The organism is Streptomyces sp. JJ38, from assembly GCF_019303475.1.
In the GTDB taxonomy this organism is placed as follows: Bacteria; Actinomycetota; Actinomycetes; order Streptomycetales; family Streptomycetaceae; genus Streptomyces.
This window is the reverse complement of the sequence record NZ_JABLSI010000001.1, coordinates 263,442-286,590: the sequence shown is the minus strand read 5'-3', so window position 1 is coordinate 286,590 and position 23,149 is coordinate 263,442. Positions and strand designations below refer to the sequence as shown.

The window sequence follows — 23,149 nt, the reverse complement described above, 5'->3', positions numbered from 1 at the left end:
ACCGCCCCCTACGGCACAACTATCCAGCCAGCCAACCAGGTTGGAATCAGCTCAGTGTCGGCGACGGCCCGCTAAGTCCGGCGCCCGACTCGCCAGGACGGCACCCTGCTAACCGATGCTGCGCAGGTCGACGTGAAGTCAGCGTGAGTGGTCGCAGAGGCATAGTGCCGCCAGGTTCCTCCGGCCTCGGCAGCGAGCTGGACGGTGGTGTCATCGTGGTAGCCGAGCATCCGGGCGACCACCGGGGCCGGGGCCTGGAGGACGAGGTGGCGGATCGCCGCTGTGCGTCCTCGCTGGGTCGGGAAGGCCAGGTGACGGAGTCGGAGTTCCAGGGCTTCCGGGGTCATGGGCTGTCCGGCCCGGCGGCCGGGGAAGAGCCATCGGGAGTCCGGATTAGGCCGTGTATCGAAAGTGGATCTTGGGCTGTGGATGATCACGGTCATGAGTCGGGGAGATCTCACGGACGAGCAGTGGGCGGTGCTGGAGCCGTTGATGCCGAAGGGCGCGAAGGCGGGGCGGCCGCCCGTCTGGCCTCGGCGGCAGCTGATCGACGGCATACGGTTCCGGGTCCGGACCGGTGTTCCGTGGCGGGACGTGCCCGTCGAGTACGGACCATGGAACCGGGTCTACGACCTGTTTCGCCGATGGCAGCGCAACGGCACCTGGCACCGCGTCCTCATCCGTCTCCAGTCTCAGGCCGATGCGAAAGGCACGATCGTCTGGGACCTGAACGTCGACTCCACGGTCTACCGCGCCCACCAGCACGCGGCCGGAGCCCGAAGGGAGGGTGACCTGCAGAAAGAACCACCAGGCGGTGTCCACGAAGAGCCCGGAGATCACGGACTGGGACGGTCGCGCGGCGGATTCACCACCAAGCTGTACCTGGCCGTCGAGCAGGGCCAGAAGCCCATGGCGATTGTGGTGACGGCAGGACAGCGTGGAGACTCACCGCAGTTCGAACCGGTGCTGGAGAAAGTTCGCGTACCCCGCCTCGGGCCGGGCCGGCCACGCGTCCGCCCCGATCGAGTGCGGGCGGACAAGGCGTACGCCTCCCGCAGGAACCGTGCCTACCTGCGCCGCCACGGGATCCGCTGCACCATCCCCGACAAGGCCGACCAGGCGCGCAACCGCCGGAAGCTCGGCTCCCGCGGTGGCAGGCCGCCACGTTTTGACGCAGTCGACTACCGCGAGCGTCATGCTGTCGAGTGCGGGATCAACCGCCTAAAGAGACACCGTGCCGTCGCCACCCGGTACGACAAGCTCGCCGTCCGCTACGAGGCGACCGTGCTGGTCGCAGTCCTTAACGAGTGGCTGTGACGGGGGCCCTGCTGGGACCATGCGCCGGTGGACTCAGAACTCCCCGCCGGATGGACGATTGAGCGCGTGCGCGCTCTTTCCGGAGACCCAAGCGCCGCCCCGCTCTCCTTCGATCGGCTCGTAGTCGTCGAGGTGGCCGGCCAGGACGACTACGAGCCGCTTCGGCCCGATGTGATTCTTGCGTTCCACGAGTTGTGCCTCGTGAGGGACGACGGTGAGTGGTTCATGGGGCAACTCGACGATGACGGCTCGGTGATCTGCTGGGCCTCCTACGGATCCGACCTGGCCGAGGCCATCCGCAGTCTCTGAACGACACCCCGCACCTTCAGCCACTTTCGCAACAGGCCCTAGTCGCGGTCATGGTGTTCGGCCGCTGCCCCAGGTAGTCCAGCAGCAGCCCGGCGAACGGGGCCGGGACGGGCGACGGCGGGTCGCCGAGCCGGACCAGGACCTCGCCGCCCTGGTGCCGGATGTCGTCGGTGCCAAGCCGGGTGATCCGGGTGAGCGGCTAGGCGTAGAGAAGGACGAGCACGGCGGCGACGCAGTCCTGGAGCGGCACGTCGTCGCGGTTCACGAGTTGTCGAAGCAGCGCGAGCCGTTGGTGCTGGGCGAGCGGGGCGGGATTGCTTGTGGAGCGGCGCGAAACGACGACCTTCGGCATGTGCTTGGACCGCATCGCCCACCGCAGGGAGGCATGGGTGAGGCACCAGCGCCGGGCGCGAGTAGCCCCGCCCAAAGGGGCGCCGGGGCCGCGCGAGCGGCCACGGCGCGGCGCGGCGCGGGCGGTATAGCCGGCGGCGTTCCAGGCATCGACATCGGCCTGCGTGCAGTTGGCGAGGGATCGTCCACGATCGGCGAGGCGATCGAGGAAGGCAGTCACGAGGCGGATCTCGTCGCGGGCCTGCTGGACCTGCTTGCCGGTGAGCGGGCCGCGGCCGGCCAGGGTGTGCAGGCTGCCTCTGCCTGCGGCGTGGAGTTGTTCGCGGGTCGGGTGGGGCGGGTGTTTGGATTGGAGGTAGCGGTCGAGGTCGTCGGTGGTGAGGCGATCAGGCGGACCACCAATGACCATCTCCAGCCCACGCCGCGCTGCCTCACCCCCATAGAGCGGGAAGGGCGTCCGTCAGATGTGGGAGTCCTCTGGGACTTCTCTGGGACTTCCGGCCCCATCAAGCGGCACGAGCGTGAAACAGCCGAAAGGTCATTCGCGCAGGTCAGCGCCCCACAGGAGGTCGTCGCGGCAGGTCACGGGGCTGGCTGGTCTCTTCCGCGACATCTGATCACCGCACACCCGTCGCCCCCTTTCCGGCCAGGCAAAGGCATTTCGGCCACTCTTCGGCCCAGCCGTGAACTCCCTCGAATTCATGATCCACTCAGGGCGGGAACGGGGGCGGCGGCAGGGGCTGGTGTGCACGGTGATGTCAAGGCGCTCACCGCACTTCACCGAACACGTGAGCTAATTCCAAATCTCCAGCACGAATTTCACACATACTCTCTTCATACCAACAGACGATGGTCTAGATTGACCGTGCTTCATCCGTCCGGGCCTGAGGCGCACCTCAACGATCTTCAGGACCGGGCCGAGGAAAGCCAGACGTCGTGCCCTCGGCGGCAGCCTTGGGGTGGTCGATTCACGGATCCCGGGAGGGGGCCTTCGGTGCGCTGACACGAGGTTTCGCGTTTCCGCGGCCCTCGGGAGCCAGGCAGGGCAAGGACACAGGAGTCCGCTGCGGCCGGGGTGGGTTGCCCAGATGAACCCGGCGCTGGGTCGCAACGTCGTGCGCGGAGACGGCATGGCCGTCTGCCGTGGAGCAGGACAGTGGGGCGGGACGACAGGGGCCTCCCCTTGTGGAGGAACGGTGTTGGGCGAGCACGTCGAACCTGGGGGGTTCTGTGCGGCAAGCGGGATTAGTCAGCCCGTCTCCGTCGGCGCACGGGCGTCTGGCGAGCGGGACGATCAACCGGCCCACGGTTGACTGGGAGCAGCGCTACCGGCGCTACGTGATCGCCGGGGACACGATGGCCACCGCCTGCGTGGTGGCGGCGATCGGTAACTTCTTCGGGGCCCGGGACGCGGCCGACTGGCACGAGAAATGGGGCATTCTCGCATTCGCCACCGAACTGCTGGTGCTGGGAACCCTGGCGGTGAGCCGAGCGTGGGCTCCGGCCGTACTCGGCCAGGGTGCGGAGGAATTCCGCAGGCTCGGACGCGCGCTGTTCACGGCGACCGTCGTGCTGGCCCTCGCGGGAATCGCCCTGACCTCGCGCAACATCAAACTCTGGATCTTCGTCGCGATCCCCGCGATCGCGCTCGTCACCATGACGGCCCGCTATCTGCTGCGGCTCTGGCTGCACAAACAGCGCAACGAAGGCCGTTGTCTGCGGCCGGTACTCGCCGCCGGGAGCCCGGTCACCCTGCGCGAACTGATCACCCGGACCAGCAAGTTCCCGCACCTCGGCTGGCGGGTCGACGCGGTGTGCACCCCGGAGGGTCTGGGGCCGGACGGCGACCATCTGGACGGCGTGCCGGTCGTGGGCCGGCTGGCGGAGGTGGCCGACCACGTCCGCCGCGACGGCTACCGGGTGGTCGCCGTCACCCCCGACCCGCACTGGTCACCGGACCGGCTACAGCGGCTGGCGTGGAACATCGAGGGCAGCGACGCCGAGATGATCGTGGCTCCCGTCCTGATGGAGGTGGCCGGACCACGGCTGCACATCGACGCGGTGCTCGGAATTCCCCTGCTGCGGGTCAGCATGCCGGCCTTCACCGGGGGGCGCCGGGTGATCAAGGGCATCGTCGACCGGGTGGGCGCGACGGTCCTGCTGCTGCTGTTCGCCCCGCTGATGCTGGGCGTCGCGCTGCTCGTGCTGCTGGACAGCCGGGGCGGGGCGTTGTACCGCCAGCGCAGGGTCGGCAAGGACGGCCGCGAGTTCACCATGCTCAAGTTCCGCACCATGGTCGCCGGGGCCGACCGGGCACGGGCCGAGCTGGCCGACCGCAACGAGGGCGCCGGCCTGCTGTTCAAGCTCCGCCGGGACCCACGGGTGACGCGAGTGGGAGCGGCGTTGCGCCGGTACTCGGTGGACGAGCTGCCGCAGCTCTTCAACGTGCTCACCGGGTCGATGTCACTCGTCGGCCCGCGGCCTCCGCTGCCGGAGGAGTCCGCCGCCTACGGCCCGGACATCCGGCGGCGGCTGCTGGTCAAGCCGGGGCTCACCGGCCTGTGGCAGATCAGCGGACGCAGCGATCTGTCCTGGGAGGAGACGGTCCGGCTGGACCTGAGGTACGTGGAGGACTGGTCGCTCGCCCTGGACACGGTGATCTTGTGGAAGACGCTGCGTGCGGTGCTCCGCGGGCAGGGGGCCTACTGATGCGCGCGGACGCGCGGAACGCGGCCCGGGAGGGCCTGCCTGTGGAAAGGAACCGAGCATGAGGGTCAGCGTTTTCGGGCTCGGCTACGTGGGCTGCGTGTCAGCCGCGTGCCTGGCCAGGATGGGGCACGAGGTCATCGGGGTGGACGTGAACCAGGTCAAGGTCGACCTGGTCAACGACGGCAGGGCTCCCGTCGTCGAGGAGAGTATCGGCGAACTGACGGCCGAGGCTGTGCGGACCGGGGCGTTACGTGCGACCGGCGACGTCCGTGCGGCGGTCCGGGACAGCGAGGTGTCGCTGGTCTGCGTGGGCACTCCGTCCGAGCCCAACGGGAGCCTGTGCACGACCTACCTGGAGCGGGTCACGGAGCAGATCGGCAGCGCGCTCGCCGAGCGGGGTGCGCGGCACACCGTCGTGTTCCGCAGCACGATGCTCCCGGGCACCTGCCTGAACCTGCTGGTGCCGATCCTGGAGAAGGCCGCGGGCGGTACGGCCGGGGTGGACTTCGGAGTCGCGGTCAACCCGGAGTTCCTGCGCGAGGGCACGAGTGTGCGGGACTTCCACGATCCGCCCAAGACGGTCATCGGCGAGCTCGACCCGGCGAGCGGCGAGGTCGTCAGGGCACTGTACGAGGGCCTGCCCGGCGAGGTCTTCCGGGTGCCGATCCCGACGGCGGAGGCCATCAAGTACGCGGACAACGCGTTCCACGGCCTCAAGATCGGCTTCGCCAACGAGCTGGGAGCGGTGTTCCAGGCCCTCGGGGTGGACTCCCAGCAGGTGATGGACGTGTTCCTGGCCGACCGCAAGCTGAACATCAGCCCCGCCTACCTGCGGCCCGGCTTCGCCTTCGGTGGCTCGTGCCTGCCCAAGGACCTGCGCAGCCTGGTCCACACCGCGCGCCGCGCCGACGTCTCGGTGCCCATCCTCTCCCACGTACTGCCCTCCAACGCCGACCATCTGCAGCGTGCGGTGGAGCTGGTCGAGCGCACCGGCAAACGCCGGGCCGGGCTGTTCGGGCTGTCCTTCAAACCGGGCACCGACGACTTGCGCGAGAGCCCGCTCGTCGAGCTGGCCGAGCGGCTCTACGGCAAGGGGTACGACCTGCGGATCTACGACGCCAACGTGAGCTTGTCCCGGCTGCTCGGGGCCAACCGTGAGTACATCGAGACCAGGCTTCCCCACCTCGCGCAACTGCTCGCCGACTCCGTCGAGGAGGTGCTCGAGCACGCCGAGGTGTGCCTGGTCGGGACCCGGGACCCGGCCGTCGTCTCGGCGCTGCCGCACGGCCACGGCCCCGTGATCGTCGACCTCGTCCACCTTCCCGACGCGGACACGCGCAAGACAGAACCGGAGTACCTGGGCCTTGCTTGGTGACACGGCCGGCGGCGACCGGTCCGGCCGGCGCGCGCTGATCCTGGTGGAGAACCTGTCCGTGCCGTTCGACCGGCGGGTGTGGCAGGAGTGCACGACCCTGCGCGACGCCGGCTGGACGGTGCACGTCATCTGCCCCCGGGGGAACAGACGCGACACGGAGGCGGAGGCGGAGATCGACGGGGTGCGGATCCACCGCTACCCCCTGCGGGCGGCCACGGGCGGACCGGCCGGCTACCCGCGGGAGTACGGGTCGGCGTTGTGGCACACCCTCCGGCTGGCCCGGAAGGTCGGCCCGGTCGACGTCGTCCACGCCTGCAACCCGCCGGACCTGCTGTTCCTCCCCGCCCTGTGGCTGAAGCGGCGCGGGGCGCGGTTCGTCTTCGACCAGCACGACCTCGTACCCGAGCTGTACCTCTCCCGGTTCGGCCGCGGGAAGGACCTGCTCTACCGCGCCGTGTGCGGGCTGGAGCGGCTGACCTACCGGACCGCGGACGTCGTGCTCGCCACGAACGAGAGTTACCGGGACGTCGCGGTACGCCGGGGCGGACGGCGCGCGGAGGACGTCTTCGTGGTGCGCAGCGCGCCCGACGTCGCACGCTTCCACCCCGTACCGGCCGAGCCCGGCCTCATGCGCGGCAAGCCTCATCTGCTGTGCTACCTCGGCGTCATGGGCCCGCAGGACGGCGTCGACTACGCCCTGCGTGCCCTCGCGAAGCTGCGTGACGAGCTTGGACGGACCGACTGGCACGCGGTGTTCGTCGGCGCCGGTGACACCTTCGACGCGATGGTGGAGCTGTCCCGGCGGCTCGGGCTCGCCGACCACGTCGAGTTCACCGGGCGCGTCCCGGACGCCGACCTCGTGCGCTACCTGTCCACCGCGGACGTGTGCCTCTCCCCCGACCCGCACAACCCGCTCAACGACGTGTCGACCATGAACAAGGTCCTGGAGTACATGGTGATGGGGCGGCCGATCGTCTCGTTCGACCTCCGGGAGGCGCGGGTCTCCGCCGGTGACGCCGCCGTCTACGCGGCCGGCAACGACGAGGCCGCCTTCGCCGGGCTCGTCGCGGAGCTGCTGGACGATCCGGAGCGGCGGGCGAGGATGGGCGCGATCGGCCGGGAGCGGATCAACGGGCCGCTCGCGTGGCGCAACTCGCAGACGGCGCTGCTCGCCGCCTACGCGGCGGCCTGCCGTGGCCTGACCCCGGTGTCGTCCAGCGCCGCGCTCCGGACCGGGAAGAGGCCGCGTCGTTGAGCGATGAGACGATACGCCTGGCCACGATCGGGCGGATGATCCACCGCCGTTGGCGGCTTCTCGCCCTCCTCACCGTGGTGGGCGCGCTCGTCGGCTACGGCACCTCCGTGCTGTTCCCGCCGCGCTACACGACGTCGGCGTCCGTGGTGCTGCCCGGGGCCTGGGGAGAGCGTGAGCTGCTCACCCAGGCGGCGATCGCCGACAGTTCGGTGGTCGCCGACCGCGCGGCCGCCACGCTCGACTGGCCCGGGGTGAGCGGCGGTGAGCTGCGGGAGGATGTCAGCGCCACGGCCGCCGACGGGAACATCATCGAGATCTCGGGCACGGCCGACACCCCGGAGCGGGCCCAGCAGCTCGCCGACCAGATGGCCCGGCAGTTCGTCGCCTTCGCCGCCGGGCTGACGGGCGAGGGCCCCGCGTCCGAGGCGGCGGAGGGGTCCGAGTCGCTGCGGCAGCTCGTGATGCGGACCAGCCGCCGCATCACCGAGCTGGCCGAGGCGGCCGATCCCGGACGGACCGTGGAGAGCGTGCAGACCCGCACCGAGCTCACGAAACTGCGCACCGCGCTGCAAAAGGCCGGTGACGCGCTCGACGCCGCCGACCCGGCCGCCGGGCAGGCCAGCATGGTCGTCATGGGCCCGGCCGCCCGGCCGGACGGCGAGGCGCCGCCGACGAGGGCGCAGCTCATCATGGGCGGAGCGCTGCTGGCCCTGCTGCTCGCGGTCCTCGGACACCTCGCCGCCGCCCGGATGAACCGTCGGCCGCGCACCGGACCGGAAACCGCCGCGGCGCTGCGCTCGGTCCCGCTGGGCACCGTCGACGTCTGTGCCGAGGACACCGCGCCCCGGGCGGAGGTCTCCGGCCCGCGCGCCCGGGTCCGCGCGCTGCTGGGCGTCGACGTCCGGTGGGACGCACCGGCCCCTCGGACGTCCGGCGACGAGGCGGGGCGGCGCATCCGCTACCGGCGGGTGTGTGCCCGCCTCGGGGAGCTGCTGCCCGGACACCGGAGGCTGCTGGTCATCGTTCCGGAGGGCGACGCGATCGCCCGCGGTGCCGCCGAACGGCTCGCCGCCGAGGCGGTGGACGATCCCTCGCCGGGCCCCTCGGGCGGGGAAGGCCCCCTGCTGCGCGTGGTGGAGGTCCCGGTGTCGCGGCCGGTCGTGCCGGAGGCCGACGACGCGTCGGGGGCCGTGGTCGTGCTCAGCGCGGGCGGCCTGAGCACGGAGGAGCTGGCCAAAGTGGCCGAGGCCTGCGCGGACGCCCGGCAGGAGGTCGTCGGCGTCGTCCTCGCCGAACCCGTCCGGGCCCGGGCGGCACGCTCCGCCGACCGCCCCCGGCGTGCCGCCACACCGGTGGGCGCGAAGGCCCGGGACACGACGGGAGGTGCGGGGTGACGCCGACGACGACACCGGCGACGCCGGCGACGCCCGAACCCTCCCCCGGCGCACCGCTGCTGGACCTGCAGACGCTGGTGGTGTCCGTACGGAGGCGACGCCGCCTGTGGTGTTCCCTGGCCCTGCTGGGCCTGCTCGTCGGCGCGGCGGCGGCGGCCCTGCTGCCACCGCCGCCCACCGCGGTGACCAAGGTGCTCGTCGCACACGAGGCGGACCAGCCGAACGACCCCGGCACGCTGATCCGCACCGACGTCGCTCTGCTGCACACCACCCGGATCGCCGGACAGGCCCTGCGGGACCTGGATTCCGCACAGGATCCGGAGAACTTCATGGAGGACTACGAGGGCCTCGGCGTGACGAACAACCTGTTGCAGATCACCGTGAGCGGTGACAGCGACGCGGAGGCCGTGGCCCGCGCCCAGGCGCTGGCCGACGCGTTCGTCGCGGACCACGTGCGGCGGATCCGGGAGGCCGCGGACGCCGAGGCCACCGCGCTGCTCGCCCAGCGCGACCGGCTGCGGGACGAACTCACCGGGGTCAACCGGGCGATCGAGGAGGCCCCGGCCGAGAGCGACGGCCCCGAATCCCCGGCGGATCTGGAGTCGCTCTTCGCCCGCCGGGCCGAACTCACCTCACAGATCAGTGAGTTCGCTCGACGCGCCACGGAGGCGCGGGTAGGCGTCGCCGACCTCGTCTCCGGCACCCAGATCGTGGACGCCCCGCGCACCGTGCGGCACTCCGTGCCCCGGACGGCCGCGACCAACGGCGCGATCGGGCTCGTCCTCGGACTCGTCCTCGGACTCTCCCTCGCCGCGGTGACCGCGGTGGTGGCGGACCGCCCCGTGCTGCGCCGGGACATCGCGGCGCACCTCGGCGCGTCGGTCATCGCGGAAGCGCCCGGTGGGCCGCGGTGGCGGCGCCGTCGGGCCCGCTCGGCGCGCTCACGACTCACCGCGACCCTGGCCCGCACCGTGCGCGGCGCGGCGGAACCGGTGTCGCTCCTGGAGTTGGGGTGTGCGCGGGGCACGAGCGCGCTCGCGCTCGATCTGGCCCGGACCCTGGCCGCGAAGGAGCCGGTGGTCGTCGTCGACGGCCTGCCCGGCCGGCGGCTCGCGGACCGCCGTCCCAGACCCGGGGACCCGGCCGTCGTCGGCGACGAGGACGCCGGGGACGCGCCGTCCCGGCAGCGGCGGCTCGGCGTCGGCTCGGTGGCCCCCGGAACGGCGTGGAGCGACCTGCGGCACCTCGGCACCCGGACGGTGCTCGTCGTGCGGGCGGGGTACGGCAGCACCGCATGGCTGCACACGGTGGCACGGCAGCTCGCCGACCAGCGCGTCACCGTGCTCGGCGTGGTGCTGACCGACCCCGATCCGCTCGACCGGACCGACGGCACGCTGTGGGACGGGGCACCCACCGCGCCGCACGGACACGAGACCCGGCCGACCCGGCGGAACGGGACGGCGCGGAGCGCGGAGCGGCTCCCGGCGGGCGCGGCACGGGTTCCTGACGGCAACGAGGAGGCGCGGTAGGACATGTGTGGCATCGCAGGCACGTACCGGTGGCCGGACGGAAAGGCCGTCACCGACCGGCTCACCGACATCCTCGCCCACCGCGGCCCGGACGGCACGGGCCGCTACAGCCACCCCCTCGGTGACGGCGAGGTGCACCTCGGGCACCGTCGTCTGTCCGTCATCGACCTGACCGTGACCGGCTCCCAGCCGATGGTCTCGGACGGCCTCGCCCTCACCTACAACGGCGAGCTGTACAACGCTCCCGAGCTGCGCGCCGAACTGGCCGCGTCCGGGGTGCGCTTCCGCGGTACCTCCGACACCGAGGTGCTGCTGGAGGCCTGGCGGCGCTGGGGCACCGACTGCCTTCCCCGCCTGCGCGGCATGTTCGCGTTCGGCATCTTCGACGAGCGCACCGGTGACCTGGTGCTCGCCCGCGACCAGCTCGGCATCAAGCCGCTGTTCCTGCTCCGGCGCGGCACCGGACTGGTGTTCGCCTCCGAGCTCAAGGCGCTCGCCGCCGGGACGGGCGGATCGCTGGACGTGGACCCCGCGGCGCTCGTCGCCTCACTGCTGTACTACTGGGTGCCGGACTCCCGGTGCGCGTTCCGCGAGGCGGAGAAGCTCCCGCCGGGCACCTGGCTGCGGTGCGGGCCCGACGGACAGGTGCGGCGCGGCCGGTTCTGGCATCTGCGGGACGTCGCCGCCGAGGGCCGGGAGCGGGCCCGCGACGGTGAGCAGCCCGACATCGCCGCCGTCGTCGAGGAGTCGACCCGGCGTCACCTGCTCTCCGACGTCCCCGTGGCGACCTTCCTCTCCGGGGGGCTGGACTCCAGTTACCTGACCGCGCTGGCCGCCCGCGACCACCCCGGGATCTCCGCCTACACGATCGGCTTCCGCTCCGAGGACGCGAGGTTCGAGGCGATGCCGGACGACCTTCGGCACGCCCGCCGGGTGGCCGAGCGGTTCGGCGTCGACCTGCACGAGATCGAGATCGCTCCGGACGTGCTCGACGTGCTGCCACGGATGACCTACCACCTGGACGAGCCGATCGGTGACCCGGCCGCGATCAACACCTATCTGATCTGCTCGGCCGCCCGGGAGGCCGGGGTCAAGGTGATGCTCTCGGGCATGGGCGCCGACGAGCTGTTCGCCGGGTACCGCAAGCACCTGGCCAACGTGCTCGCCCTGCGCTACCAGCGTGTCCCGGGGCCCGTCCGGCGCGGCCTGTCGGCGGCCGTGGACCGGCTGCCGGTCGCCTCGGCCCGCCGGGGTTACCGCTCGGTGCGCTTCGCCAAGCGGTTCCTCTCCTTCGCCGGCCTCCCGGAGGAGACCGCGTTCCGGCGCAGCTACACCATGTACGACCAGGCCGGACTGCTCGCCCTGGTCGACCCGGATCTGGCCGGAACGGTCGAGGACGTGCTGACCGAGCACGCGGACGTCTACCACGACAACGATCTGGACGACTTCGTCAACCGCATGTGCCTGACGGACGCCCGGATGTTCCTGCCCGGTCTGAACCTCGCGTACACGGACCGGTCGAGTATGGCCGCGTCCACCGAGGTGCGGGTGCCGTACGTGGACGTCGAGGTGGTCAGGGCGGCGTTCGCCGTCCCCGGGGAACGCAAGATCGTCGGGCGGCAGGGCAAGGCCGTCCTCAAGGAGGCGGCCTGCTCGGTCCTCCCCCGGGAGATCGTGTACCGGCCCAAGGGCCTGTTCAGCGCCCCGCTGCGGGCCTGGATGAGCCGCGATCTGGCGCCGCTGGTGCGCGAGGTGGCCCATGACGGCCTGCTCGTCCGCTCCGGGCTGCTGCGCCGTGAGGCGCTGACGCGGATGGCCGCCGAGGACGCGGCCGGGCACCGCGACTTCTCCAAGCATCTGTGGCACGTGCTGACCCTCGAGTACTGGTACCGCGGCGCGACCTCCGGGTCCGGCCAGCTCCCCTGACGACTGAAGCGACGAGAGGACCTCGGTGAAACAGGTTGTGCAGAACTACAAGAGCGGCGAGCTGGCGCTGCTCGACGTGCCCGCGCCGGGATGCAGGCCGAAGGGGGTGCTGGTCCGGAGCGCCTACTCGCTGATATCCACCGGTACCGAGCTCATGAAGGTGTCCGAGGCCGGGATGTCGATGCTGGGCAAGGCCCGCTCCCGGCCGGACCAGGTGGCCAAGGTCGCACAGAGCGTGGCGACCAGCGGGATGGCCGCCACCTACCGCAAGGTGATGAACCGACTGGACTCCTACACACCGCTGGGGTACTCCCTGTGCGGGGTGGTCGAGGAGGTCGGCGCCGGGATCGACGACGTGGCGGTCGGTGACCTCGTGGCCTGCGCCGGCAACGAGCACGCGCTGCACGCCGAGCTGAACTGGGTGCCGAGGAACCTCTACGTCCCGGTGCCGGACGGCCTCGCGGCGCGGCACGCGGCCTTCGGCACCGTCGGGTCGATCGCGTTGCAGGGCGTCCGCCAGGGCGAGCCGCAACTGGGCGACGTGGCGCTGGTGATCGGCCTCGGCCTGATCGGGCAGCTCGTGGCGCAGTTGCTGACCGCCTCGGGAGCCCGCGTGATCGGGGTCGACCCCGATCCGGTGCGCTGCGAGCTCGCCGAGTCGCTGGGCGCGGCGGCGGCCGGCGAGGCCGGATCGGCGAGGGTGGGGAACGCCGTCGCCGAACTCACCGGCGGGCACGGTGTCGACCAGGTGTACCTGGCCGCCGGTGGGGGCGGCAACGAGCCCGTCGAGCTGGCCGCCAAGCTGAGCCGGGACCGCGGCCGGGTCGTCGACATCGGCAAGTGCCGCCTGGACCTTCCGTGGAACGCGTACTACGAGAAGGAACTCGACGTGCGGTTCTCCCGCAGTTACGGCCCGGGGCGCTACGACCCGGGGTACGAGCTGGAGGGCCGGGACTACCCGATCGGGTACGTGCGCTGGACCGAGCGCCGCAACCTGGCGTGCTTCCTCGACCTGGCGGCCCGTGGCCGCGTCGACGTGGAGCCGCTGATCTCGCACACGGCCGCCTTCGAGGACGCCGTCGAGACGTACCGGAGCATGCACGACGGCGGCCTGAAGGCCGTGGCCGTCCTGTTCCGGTACCCCGGGGAAGCGGGGGTGGCGGAGGAGGCGCGGGCCCCGGAGGTGGCCGTGCCCCCGGTGCGGCGGCGCGGTGCGGCGTCCGGCCCGGCCCGCCGCGCCGGTGGTCCGGTACGGCTGGCGTTCGCGGGCGCGGGGAACTACGCGACGTCGATGCTGCTGCCGCATCTGGCCCAGCACGACGGGGTGGAGCTCTCCACGGTCGTCACCACGACGGCCCTGTCCGCGGCCAACGCGCGGCGGAAGTTCGGCTTCGCCGGGGCGACCACCGATCTCGACTCCATGCTCGGCGACCCGGCCGTCGACGCGGTGTTCGTCGTCACCCGTCACAGCTCGCACGCAGAGCTGACCCGCAGGGCGCTGCTGGCCGGGAAGGCGGTGTTCGTGGAGAAGCCGCTGGCGCTCACCGAGGACGAGCTGGCCACGGTGCTCGCGGCGGTGGAGGAGTCCGGCAACGACCGGCTCCAGGTGGGCTTCAACCGCCGGTTCGCGCCGCTGCTGCGGGAGGCCAGGAAGCGTTTCGGCGCCAGGAACGGGCCGGCGAGCCTGCGCTACCTGGTCAACGCGGGCCGCCTGGAACAGGGGAGCTGGTACCTCCGGCACGACACCGAGGGCTCGCGGTTCGCCGGTGAGGGCGGGCACTTCATCGACACGGCGAGCTGGCTGATGGGGGCCGACCCGGTCTCGGTGTACGCCGTCACCACGTCCGGCAGCGAGGACCTTCAGGTCGTGCTGCGCTATCCGGGCGGGTCCGTCGCCACCATCAGCTACCTCACCTCGGGCCCCTCCGCCTTCCCCAAGGAGACGCTGGACCTCTTGGCCGACGGCCGCGCGCTGCGGCTCGACGACTTCGTCCGTGCCTCGGTGTACGGCCGCAGGCGGTGGGTCAGTTCCCGGCTGCCCAAGGCCCGGGACAAGGGCCAGCGCGCCGAGCTGGACGCCTTCCTGCGGGCCGTGCGGACCGGCGGGCCGATGCCGGTTCCGCTGGAGTCGCTGGTCGCCACCACGACGGCCACCCTCGCCGTGCCGACCGCCCTGGCCACCGGTGCGCCGGTGACGCTCGCGGAGGCCCGATGAGCATGAGCGCGGGCTGGTACCTGCGGCGGCTGTCGCGGATGGGGCCGCGCGAGGTCGGCGGCCGGGTGGGGGACGCGGTGCGCAGACGGCGCTGGCGTTCGGCGCGGCCCTCCTGCCCTGCCGTCACCGGCGCCCGGTTCACCGCCGTCTTGCCCCCGGGTGCGGTCGACGCGGTGCCCCCGGACGCCGCCAAGCGCCTCGTCGCCGAGGCGGACCGGCTCATGGGCGGTCGCGCGACGTACTTCGGGGTGACCCGTGACGACATGACCGACCCGGACTGGTGGTACGACCCGAAGACCGGACTCAGGGCTCCGGGGTGCTACGCCTTCGACGTGCCGTACCGGGACGAGAACGCGGTCGGGGACGTCAAGCAGCTCTGGGAGCCCTCCCGGCACCAGTACCTCACCGTGCTCGCCGCCGCCTACGCGGTCACCGGGGACGAGCGGTACGCCGAGCGCGTGGCCGGGCACCTGAGGTCGTGGTGGTCGGTCAACGAGCCGCTGCGCGGGGTGCACTGGACCAGCGGCATCGAGCTGGGCATCCGGCTGCTGTCCTGGGTCTGGGTGCGCCGGCTGCTGGACGGCTGGCCGGGCGCGGCCGGGCTGTTCGAGCACAACCCGGTGGCACTCGGCCAGATCTGGCACCACCAGCGCTGGCTGGCCGCCTTCCCCAGCCGGGGCTCGTCGGCGAACAACCACGTCGTCGCCGAGGCCGCCGGACAGCTGGCGGCGGCCTGCGCGTTCGGGTGGTTCCCCGCCTCGCCGCGCTGGCGGGCCGACGCGCTGCGGACCCTGGAACGGCAGTTACGCGGCAACACCTTCGGCTCCGGTCTCAACCGCGAGCTGGCCACCGAGTACCACGGCCTGGTGCTGGAGCTCGGCCTCGCGGCGGTGGCCGAGGCGGACGCCGCGGGCGTGCCGGTCCCGGCACCGGTCCGCCGGGTGCTGCTGCGGATGACGGACGCGCTCGCGGCCGTCGTGGACGACCGGTTACGGCCGCCGCGCCAGGGGGACGCCGACGACGGTCACGGCCTGGTCGTGGACGGCGCGGGCACCGACCGCTGGGCCTCGCTGCTGGCCACCGGGGACGCGGTGTTCGGCCGTCTCAGCTGGTGGCCGGTGGTGACCGGAACCGACGTGCGCACCCCGCTGCTGGCCGCGCTGACGCGGCGCACGGCGCCGGCCGTCCCCCGCCCGGCGAGCCGCCCCGCCCACTTCGCGGACGCGGGGATGACCATCCTGCGGGGCCCGGAGGGGATCTGGTGCCGGTGTGACGGTGGTCCGCACGGGTTCCTGTCCATCGCCGCGCACGCCCACGCCGACGCGCTGTCCGTGGAGGTCCGGCACGACGGCGTCGACGTGCTCGCGGACCCGGGGACGTTCTGTTACCACGGGCAGCCCGAGTGGCGGCGGTACTTCCGGTCGACCCTCGGCCACAACACCCTGGAGGTCGACGGCGCCGACCAGTCCGTCTCCGGAGGCCCGTTCCTGTGGACCCGGCACGCCCGCAGCCGCGTCCTCGAACCGGGCCCCTCGGACGCGGAGGTCTCCCGCTGGTGCGCCGAGCACGAGGGCTACCCCGGCTCGGTGCACCGTCGCCGGGTGGAGCTGACGGCCGCGAGCCGGGAGCTGAGGGTGACCGACGCACTGCGCGGACCGCGGCGGGCCGTGCGCCTGGCCTTCCACCTCGGCCCGGCGGTCGCCGTCGACCTGGCGGGGAACCGCGCCCGGCTCAGCTGGACCCGGGACGGTGCGGACCGCTCCGCGACCCTCGACCTCCCCGGGCAACTGACCTGGCGGGCGCACCGCGGCGAGAGCGACCCGCCGCTGGGCTGGTACTCCCCCGGTTTCGGGCGGAAGGAACCCGCCACCACGCTGGTCGGCTCCGGCTCCGTGGACGGCGCGGACGAACTGACCACCGTACTCGGGTTCCACGGCTAGGGGGTGCTGGTGGATCTCCGTCGAGAGGGGGGCGGCGTCCGGGACGTGCTCCCGGTGCCGCCGGGACGTCCGGGTGGCGCACGGCGCTGGGCGCTGCCCGCGGCACCGCTGACGCTGGCCCTGCTGGCGGCGACCGGCTGCGAGAGCACCCGCGAGGCGGGGCCACAGCCGGTGCCCGGGCCCTCCGGCGCCGTCGCCCGGGTGTGCGACGAGCCCGCCGCCGGACCGGTGAAGGCCCCGGCGGGCGCGGTGACGGTATCCCCCGCCGTCGCCGGTGACCTGGCCGCGAAGACGAGGAGCAGCCCGCCGCGTACCACGTTCTGGCTGGCGCCGGGCCGGCACACGCTCACCCGGGACCGCTACGCGCAGGTCGTCCCGAAGGAGGGGAACCGGTACCTCGGCGCACCAGGCGCGGTGCTCGACGGCGGGGAGATCAACCAGTACGCGTTCGGCGGCCCGGCTCGTGACGTCACGATCCGTCATCTGACCGTGGAGCACTTCGTCGCGCCGCACAACGAGGGCGTGGTCAACCACGACTCCGCCGACGGCTGGGTGATCGAGCACTCGACGATCCAGCACAACTCCGGCGCCGGGCTGATGGCCGGTGACCGCCAGCAGGTGCGCGCCACCTGTCTGCGCGGCAACGGCCAGTACGGCATGAACGCCTACAAGGCGGGCGGCGGGATCAGCGGTCTGGTGGTCGAGGGCAACGAGATCGTGGGCAACAACGCCGACGACTGGGAGCGGCGGCGGCCGGGGTGCGGCTGTTCCGGGGGCGTCAAGTTCTGGGCGGTCGACGGCGCCGACGTGCGGGGCAACCGGGTCCACGACAACCGCGGGCCGGGCCTGTGGGCGGACACCAACAACAACGACTTCCGCATCGAGGACAACGTGCTGGAGGCCAACGACGGGGCCGCGCTGATCTACGAGACCAGCTACAACGCCGTCATCCGGAGAAACATGATCCGGCGCAACAACTGGGTCGAGGGCCGTCGGCACGCCGAACGCGGCGACAGCTTCCCGTTCGCGACCGTCTACGTGTCCGAGTCCGGAGGCGAGCCACGGGTCCGGGCCCGCACGGACCACATCGAGATCCACCACAACGTGCTGGAGAACAACTGGTCCGGGATCACCCTGTGGGAGAACGCCGACCGGTTCTGCAACAGCCCGGCCAACACCTCCTCGGGTGCCTGCACGCTGCTGGTGAGGGACGTCGACCGCTGTGTACAGCCGGGGATCGCCACCGCCCCGCTCCGCTCCGACTGCCGGTGGAAGACCCAGCGGGTGGACATCCACCACAACCGCTTCGTGCTGGACACCTCCGTCGTCGACTGCTCGGTGAGTTGCGGCCGCATGGCGCTGCTGGCCAACTACGGCACGTATCCGGACTGGTCGCCCTACCAGGGGGAACGCGTCGCCGAGGCGATCACTCTGGAGCAGGGCAACCGCTGGCGCGACAACGTCTACGTCGGGCCGTGGACGTTCGTGGCCCATGACGCGAGCCGGACGCTCGACGTCGGACAGTGGCGGGGCGGCCCCTACCGGCAGGACGTGGGCAGCGTCTTCCGCCCGCGGGGTGGTGGGCCGGCATGAGCGCGGACCGCACCCCGAGGCTCGTCGGGGTCGCCTGGGGGCTCCTGATCGTCAACACGCTCGGCTCCGCCGGGGCCGAGACCGTCATCCCGCTGCCCCGCTCGCTCATCCAGATGGTCACCATGGGCTCGCTGGCCGTCGCGTTCGCGCTGGCCCTGGCCGTCAACCCCCGGGTGCGCGTCCGGCCCAGCGCCTACCTGTTCCTGCTCACCCTGCTGCTGGTGCCGAGCGTGATCGCCAGCTCGAACCCGGAGTCCGGCTTCGGCGCGCTGTTCCGCTGCGGCCGGCTGGCGTTGTTCGTCGGCACGCTGTGGCTGCTCAGCCGGTGGTGGGACGGCGGCCCGACCTTCGTCCGGCACCACATCCGGATGTACGCGCTGGTCCTCGCCTCGGTGGCCGCCGGTGCCCTCATCTCACCGGGCGCCGCCATGCCGGAGCTCTACGGTGGGCGGCTGGTCGGCGCGCTGTGGCCGCTCACCCCGCCGCAGATCGGACAGTACGCGGCAGTGATCACCGGGCTCGCCGTGCTGCTCGCCCTGGGCCGCCGGACCAGCCGTCGCGGCGCGGCGCTCGTCGTCGTGCCCGCCCTCGTCCTGCTCGCGCTGACCCATACCCGGACGGCCACGCTCGGTCTGCTCGCCGGGCTGGCCCTGGCGATCGGCTCCCTCGCCCTGACCAGTGTCGCCGCCCGCCGCTTCTTCGCCTGGACCGTGCTGTGCGCCACCGTGGCGGCCGTGGCCTTCAACTCCCTGTTGCAGGCGTGGTTCCTGCGCGGGCAGAGCGAGGAGAACTTCACCAGCCTCACCGGCCGGGCCAAGGTGTGGGAGGCGCTGCTCGCGGCACCCCGGACGACCTCGGAGCGGCTGTTCGGCGCGGGGCTGGGCGACAAGTCCTTCGGCGGGCTGCCGATCGACAACAGCTGGCTGGCCGTCTACCACGAGCAGGGCCTGACCGGCATCACCCTGGTGTCGGCCTTCGTCGTCGTGCTGGGCGGCGTCGCGCTGTTGCGGCCTCCCTCGCTGTCGCGGGCCTGCGCGATCTTCCTGATCAGCTACTGCGCCATCGCGTCGTACACCGAGGCGGGGCTGGGCGACGCCTCGCCCTATCTGCTCCATCTGGCCGTGGCCGCCTCGCTGCTGGCCGCACCCGCCGCCTCCCCCGCTGTCCCGTCTTCCCCCTCGACGCCCGGCGACCCACGGCGGCACATCCCGCGCTGGGCCCGCAGACCGGAGGTGGTCTGAGCATGCATGTCCTCGTGGTGCACAACCGCTACGCCTCGGCACAGCCGAGCGGCGAGAACAAGGTCGTCGACCAGGAGGTGGCCCTGCTGCGCGAGGCCGGACACCGGGTCGAGACCTTCGAGCGGCGCAGCGACGACATCGCCGCCCGCTCGCTGGCGGGCAAGGCGGCGCTGCCGCTGTTGGTGCCGTGGAACCCGGCGGTGCGGAGGGAACTGGCCGCCCGTCTGCGTACCGAGCGGGTGGACGTCGTGCACGTCCACAACGTCTTCCCGCTCCTGTCCCCGGCGGTGCTGGCCGCCTGCGCCGACGCCGGCGTACCGGCCGTCGCCACCCTGCACAACTACAACCAGGTGTGCGCGCCCGGCACGCTCCAGCGCGGGGGCAGGCCGTGCACCGAGTGTGTCGGGGCCACGCCCCTGCCCGCCGTCCGGCACGGCTGCTACCGCGGCTCCCGACTGGCGACGGTGCCGCTCGCGGTCAGCCTGTCGGTCAACCGGCGGCGCTGGTGGTCCGGGGTCGAGCGGTTCTTCTGCATCTCCGCGGCGCAGCGCGACGTCCTGGCCGGGGCCGGAATGCCGTCCGAACGGCTGGCGGTGAAGCACAACTTCGTCCCCGACCCGGATGCCCGCCGGACGGGCCGCGGCGAGCACCTGCTCTTCCTCGGACGGCTCGCGGAGGCCAAGGGCCTGCGGCTGCTCATGACCGCCTGGGACGCGATCGCGGCCGAGGGCGGGGTGGGGGTGCCGCTGGTGATCGCGGGCGCGGGGCCGCTGGAACGCGAGGTGGCCGCCTGGGCGGCCAGCCGGGACGACGTGCGCTACGTCGGCCTCTGCGACACGGCGGCGTGCCGGGCGGCGATCGCCCGGTCGGTCGCCGTGGTGGCTCCCTCCACCTGGCTGGAGACGTTCGGGCTGGTCGTCGTGGAGGCCATGGCGGCCGGGGTTCCGGCCGTCGCCGCCGCGCACGGCGCCTTCGTGGAACTCGTCGAGGAGGAGGTGACCGGGCTGCTGCACCGGCCCGGGGAGCCCGGGTCGCTCGCGGCCTGCCTGCGCCGGATCACGGCCGATCCGGCCCGGAACCGGGCGATGGGCCGGGCCGCGCGGCTGAGGTACGAGCGGGACTTCAGCCCGGCCGTCGGGCTGGAGCGCCTGGAGGAGGGATACCGCGCCGCGATCGCGGCGCGGTCCGGCGGCGGGGACGGCCCGCCGCCGGTCACTGACGACAGCACAGGCTCGCGGCGGGGACACCCGCGCGAGCGGGATGGGGGCAGGAGATGACACGATGCCGGCTCTGTGGCTCGGCGGCGCTGGAGAGCGTCGTCGACCTGGGGGCGACTCCGCCGTGCGAGAGCTTTCTCGCCGCGGACCAACTGGACCGGCCGGAGCTGACGTACCCGCTGCACCTGCGGGTCTGTACCGACTGCTGGCTCGCCCAGATCCCTCCGCTGATCACACCGGAGGAGACCTTCACGCAGTACGCGTACTTCTCCTCCTACTCCACCTCCTGGGTGGAGCACGCGCGCACGTTCGTCGACGACGCCGTGCGGCGGCTGGGCCTCGGGCCCGGGGAGTTTGCGGGGAAGGGCTCCTTCGTCGTCGAGGTCGCGAGCAACGACGGGTACCTGCTGAGGCACGTGAGAGACCGGGGGATCCGCTGCCTGGGCATCGAGCCCTCGGTCAACGTCGGCGCCGCGGCACGGGAGGCGGGGGTGCCCACGGTCACGGAGTTCCTGGACGCCGGCACCGGTGCCGGCGTCCGCGCCGAACACGGCCCGGCGGACCTGGTCGTGGCCAACAACGTGTACGCGCACATCCCCGACGTCATCGGGTTCACCCGGGGGTTGCGTGCCCTGGTCGCCGACGACGGCTGGGTCTCCATCGAGGTGCAGCACCTGCTGACCCTGATCGAGGAGAACCAGTACGACACGATCTACCACGAGCACTTCCAGTACTACACGGTCGCGTCCGCGAGCCGGGCGCTGGCGAGCGGTGGACTCACGCTCGTGGACGTCGAGCTGCTGCCCACGCACGGCGGCTCCATCCGGCTGTGGGCCCGCCCGGCCGAGGTGGCCGGAGAACCGTCCCGTCAGGTGGCCGACGTCCTGGACCGGGAGAAGGCCGCCGGGCTGCGGGAGCTGTCCGGGTACACCGAGTTCTCCGCCCGGGTCGCCACGGTGCGCCGCGATCTGCTGCGGTTCCTCGTCGAGGCGGCGGAGCGCGGCGAGACCGTCGTCGGCTACGGCGCCCCGGGCAAGGGCAACACCCTGCTCAACCACTGCGGCATCCGGCCCGACCTGCTCCCGTACACGGTCGACCGGAACCCCTACAAGCACGGCAGGTTCACCCCGGGGACGCGCGTTCCCGTCCTGCCACCCGAGCGGATCGCCACGGACCGGCCGGACTACGTCCTCGTCCTCCCGTGGAACCTGCGCGACGAGCTGACCGAGCAGCTCTCGTTCGTCCATGCCTGGGGCGGCCGCCTGGTCTTCCCCATTCCGGAACTGAGCATTGTCGAGGTGGGGCCATGAAGGTCGTTCTGTTCTGCGGCGGCTACGGGATGCGGATGCGCAGCGGCGCCTCCGACGACGTGCCCAAGCCGATGGCGATGGTCGGCCCCAGACCGTTGATCTGGCACGTCATGCGCTACTACGCGCACTTCGGGCACACGGAGTTCATCCTCTGCCTCGGTTACGGGGCCCACCACGTCAAGGACTTCTTCCTCCGCTACGAGGAGACGACGTCCAACGACTTCGTCCTGCGCGACGGGCGCCCGGAGCTGCTGTCCACCGACATCGCCTCCTGGACGATCACCTTCGTGCAGACCGGAATCGAGTCGGCGATCGGGGAGCGGCTGCGCCGGGTGCGGCCCCACCTGGAGGGGGACGAGATGTTCCTCGCCAACTACGCCGACGTGCTGACCGACGCCCCGTTGCCGCAGATGATCGAGCACTTCGCCCGGCGGGACGCCGGCGCGTCGATGATGGTGGTGCCGCCGCAGTCCTCCTTCCACTGCGTGGACCTGGGCGAGGACGGCCTGGTGGGAGGCATCACTCCGGTGAGCGAACTGCCGCTGTGGGAGAACGGCGGCTACTTCGTGCTCCGCCAGGAGATCTTCGACCACATCCCCGAGGGCGGGGACCTCGTCGCCGACGGCTGTGCCCAACTGGCCAAGCAGGGGCGGCTCGTGGCGTACCAGCACCGCGGTTTCTGGAAGCCGACCGACACGGTGAAGGAGCGGGCCGCGCTCGACGGCGCCTACGCCCGGGGCGACCGCCCGTGGGCCCTGTGGGAACGCGACGGCGTGGCGGCGGGCGCCACCGGAACCGGTCACGGCACGGGAGCGCGGGCGTGATCCGGCTCGGGGCGGGGCGCCTGGAGCGGGTCGTCGCGGTCGGGGCGCACTGCGACGACATCGCCATCGGCGCGGGCGGCACCCTGCTGACGCTGTGCCGCGCACGGCCGGGGCTGCGCGTCGACGCGCTGGTGCTCTCCGGCGGTGGCGGCGAGCGGGAGCAGGAGGAACGGGCCGCGCTTGCCGCCTTCTGTCCGGGTGCCGAACTGCGGCTGACCGTGCTCAAGCTGCCGGACGGCCGGCTCCCGGCGCACTGGGACGAGGCCAAGGCCGCCGTCGAGGAGCTGCGGGCGGGCACCGAGCCGGACCTCGTGCTGGCCCCGCGCGCCGAGGACGCGCACCAGGATCACCGTGGCCTGGCGCGGCTGATGCCCACCGTGTTCCGCGACCACCTGGTGCTCGGCTACGAGATCGTCAAGTGGGACGGCGACCTGGGCCGCCCGGTGGCCTACCAGCCGCTGTCCCCGGAGACCGCCGACCGCAAGGTGCGGCTGCTGGAGGAGCACTACCCCTCGCAGCGCCACCGGTCCTGGTTCGACCGGGAGGCCTTCCTCGGGTTGGCCCGGATCCGCGGCATCGAATGCCACACGCGCTACGCCGAGGCGTTCGCCGTCACCAAACTCGCTCTCGATCTGGGGGAATGA

At 72.5% G+C, this 23,149-nt stretch carries 17 protein-coding genes; 16 read left to right on the top strand and 1 reads right to left on the bottom strand.

Annotated elements, in window-relative coordinates; translation table 11 throughout:
* Positions 1-441 precede the first annotated feature (441 nt).
* A complete protein-coding gene (locus tag HPT28_RS01180) occupies positions 442-1,317 on the top strand; it encodes an IS5 family transposase (protein WP_219088323.1) in 876 nt (291 codons plus the stop codon).
* A gap of 66 nt (positions 1,318-1,383) precedes the next feature.
* Positions 1,384-1,626, top strand: coding sequence for a hypothetical protein (locus HPT28_RS01175; protein WP_257577844.1), 243 nt, complete (start codon positions 1,384-1,386; stop codon positions 1,624-1,626).
* 199 nt (positions 1,627-1,825) lie between these two features.
* On the opposite strand, the gene HPT28_RS01170 is transcribed toward HPT28_RS01175, so the two are convergent.
* On the bottom strand, positions 1,826-2,386 hold the full coding sequence (locus HPT28_RS01170) for a hypothetical protein (RefSeq protein ID WP_219088295.1): 561 nt from the start codon (positions 2,384-2,386) through the stop codon (positions 1,826-1,828).
* Between the two features lie 821 nt (positions 2,387-3,207).
* Between HPT28_RS01170 and HPT28_RS01165 the strand changes: the two genes are divergently transcribed.
* From HPT28_RS01165 to HPT28_RS01100, 14 genes are all read left to right on the top strand, one after another.
* Complete coding sequence (locus HPT28_RS01165; RefSeq protein WP_219088294.1) at positions 3,208-4,686, top strand: sugar transferase; 1,479 nt, start codon at positions 3,208-3,210, stop codon at positions 4,684-4,686.
* 58 nt (positions 4,687-4,744) lie between these two features.
* Positions 4,745-6,061 carry a nucleotide sugar dehydrogenase gene (locus HPT28_RS01160; RefSeq protein ID WP_219088293.1) on the top strand — a complete coding sequence of 439 codons (1,317 nt, stop codon included), beginning with the start codon at positions 4,745-4,747 and terminating at the stop codon, positions 6,059-6,061.
* Positions 6,051-7,316, top strand: a complete 1,266-nt coding sequence (locus HPT28_RS01155; protein WP_219088292.1) for a glycosyltransferase family 4 protein — start codon at positions 6,051-6,053, stop codon at positions 7,314-7,316. The genes HPT28_RS01160 and HPT28_RS01155 overlap by 11 nt, the downstream gene beginning before the upstream one ends.
* Positions 7,313-8,710 carry a Wzz/FepE/Etk N-terminal domain-containing protein gene (locus HPT28_RS01150; protein ID WP_219088291.1) on the top strand — a complete coding sequence of 466 codons (1,398 nt, stop codon included), beginning with the start codon at positions 7,313-7,315 and terminating at the stop codon, positions 8,708-8,710. The genes HPT28_RS01155 and HPT28_RS01150 overlap by 4 nt, the downstream gene beginning before the upstream one ends.
* Positions 8,707-10,239 carry a Wzz/FepE/Etk N-terminal domain-containing protein gene (locus HPT28_RS01145; RefSeq protein ID WP_219088290.1) on the top strand — a complete coding sequence of 511 codons (1,533 nt, stop codon included), beginning with the start codon at positions 8,707-8,709 and terminating at the stop codon, positions 10,237-10,239. The genes HPT28_RS01150 and HPT28_RS01145 overlap by 4 nt, the downstream gene beginning before the upstream one ends.
* Positions 10,240-10,242: 3 nt before the next feature.
* Positions 10,243-12,165 carry an asparagine synthase (glutamine-hydrolyzing) gene (asnB, locus tag HPT28_RS01140; RefSeq protein ID WP_219088289.1) on the top strand — a complete coding sequence of 641 codons (1,923 nt, stop codon included), beginning with the start codon at positions 10,243-10,245 and terminating at the stop codon, positions 12,163-12,165.
* 25 nt (positions 12,166-12,190) lie between these two features.
* Entirely contained in the window at positions 12,191-14,380 is a 2,190-nt protein-coding gene (locus HPT28_RS01135) for a bi-domain-containing oxidoreductase (protein WP_219088288.1), read from the top strand.
* Positions 14,377-16,320 (top strand): alginate lyase family protein, encoded by a 1,944-nt coding sequence (locus tag HPT28_RS01130; RefSeq protein WP_219088287.1) that lies wholly within the window; start codon positions 14,377-14,379, stop codon positions 16,318-16,320. Before HPT28_RS01135 ends, HPT28_RS01130 begins: the two co-directional genes overlap by 4 nt.
* A 93-nt stretch (positions 16,321-16,413) precedes the next feature.
* Positions 16,414-17,913: a right-handed parallel beta-helix repeat-containing protein gene (locus HPT28_RS01125; RefSeq protein ID WP_219088322.1), complete on the top strand. Its 1,500-nt coding sequence runs from the start codon at positions 16,414-16,416 to the stop codon at positions 17,911-17,913.
* Positions 17,910-19,154, top strand: coding sequence for an O-antigen ligase domain-containing protein (locus HPT28_RS01120; RefSeq protein WP_219088286.1), 1,245 nt, complete (start codon positions 17,910-17,912; stop codon positions 19,152-19,154). The genes HPT28_RS01125 and HPT28_RS01120 overlap by 4 nt, the downstream gene beginning before the upstream one ends.
* 2 nt (positions 19,155-19,156) lie before the next feature.
* Complete coding sequence (locus HPT28_RS01115) at positions 19,157-20,431, top strand: glycosyltransferase (protein WP_219088285.1); 1,275 nt, start codon at positions 19,157-19,159, stop codon at positions 20,429-20,431.
* Positions 20,428-21,681, top strand: a complete 1,254-nt coding sequence (locus HPT28_RS01110) for a class I SAM-dependent methyltransferase (protein WP_219088284.1) — start codon at positions 20,428-20,430, stop codon at positions 21,679-21,681. The genes HPT28_RS01115 and HPT28_RS01110 overlap by 4 nt, the downstream gene beginning before the upstream one ends.
* Positions 21,678-22,505, top strand: coding sequence for a glucose-1-phosphate cytidylyltransferase (locus HPT28_RS01105; protein ID WP_219088283.1), 828 nt, complete (start codon positions 21,678-21,680; stop codon positions 22,503-22,505). The genes HPT28_RS01110 and HPT28_RS01105 overlap by 4 nt, the downstream gene beginning before the upstream one ends.
* The gene (locus HPT28_RS01100) at positions 22,502-23,149 is read left to right on the top strand and encodes a PIG-L deacetylase family protein (RefSeq protein ID WP_219088282.1); all 648 of its coding nucleotides are present in this window, start codon (positions 22,502-22,504) and stop codon (positions 23,147-23,149) included. The genes HPT28_RS01105 and HPT28_RS01100 overlap by 4 nt, the downstream gene beginning before the upstream one ends.

What these genes read in the sequence shown, in the direction of transcription:
- HPT28_RS01180 (WP_219088323.1), top strand. Translation starts at nt 442, where the DNA reads ATGAGTCGGGGAGATCTCACGGACGAGCAGTGGGCGGTGCTGGAGCCG.
- HPT28_RS01170 (WP_219088295.1), bottom strand. Translation starts at nt 2,386, where the DNA reads ATGGTCATTGGTGGTCCGCCTGATCGCCTCACCACCGACGACCTCGAC.
- HPT28_RS01160 (WP_219088293.1), top strand. Translation starts at nt 4,745, where the DNA reads ATGAGGGTCAGCGTTTTCGGGCTCGGCTACGTGGGCTGCGTGTCAGCC.
- asnB (WP_219088289.1), top strand. Translation starts at nt 10,243, where the DNA reads ATGTGTGGCATCGCAGGCACGTACCGGTGGCCGGACGGAAAGGCCGTC.
- HPT28_RS01130 (WP_219088287.1), top strand. Translation starts at nt 14,377, where the DNA reads ATGAGCATGAGCGCGGGCTGGTACCTGCGGCGGCTGTCGCGGATGGGG.
- HPT28_RS01120 (WP_219088286.1), top strand. Translation starts at nt 17,910, where the DNA reads ATGAGCGCGGACCGCACCCCGAGGCTCGTCGGGGTCGCCTGGGGGCTC.
- HPT28_RS01115 (WP_219088285.1), top strand. Translation starts at nt 19,157, where the DNA reads ATGCATGTCCTCGTGGTGCACAACCGCTACGCCTCGGCACAGCCGAGC.
- HPT28_RS01110 (WP_219088284.1), top strand. Translation starts at nt 20,428, where the DNA reads ATGACACGATGCCGGCTCTGTGGCTCGGCGGCGCTGGAGAGCGTCGTC.
- HPT28_RS01105 (WP_219088283.1), top strand. Translation starts at nt 21,678, where the DNA reads ATGAAGGTCGTTCTGTTCTGCGGCGGCTACGGGATGCGGATGCGCAGC.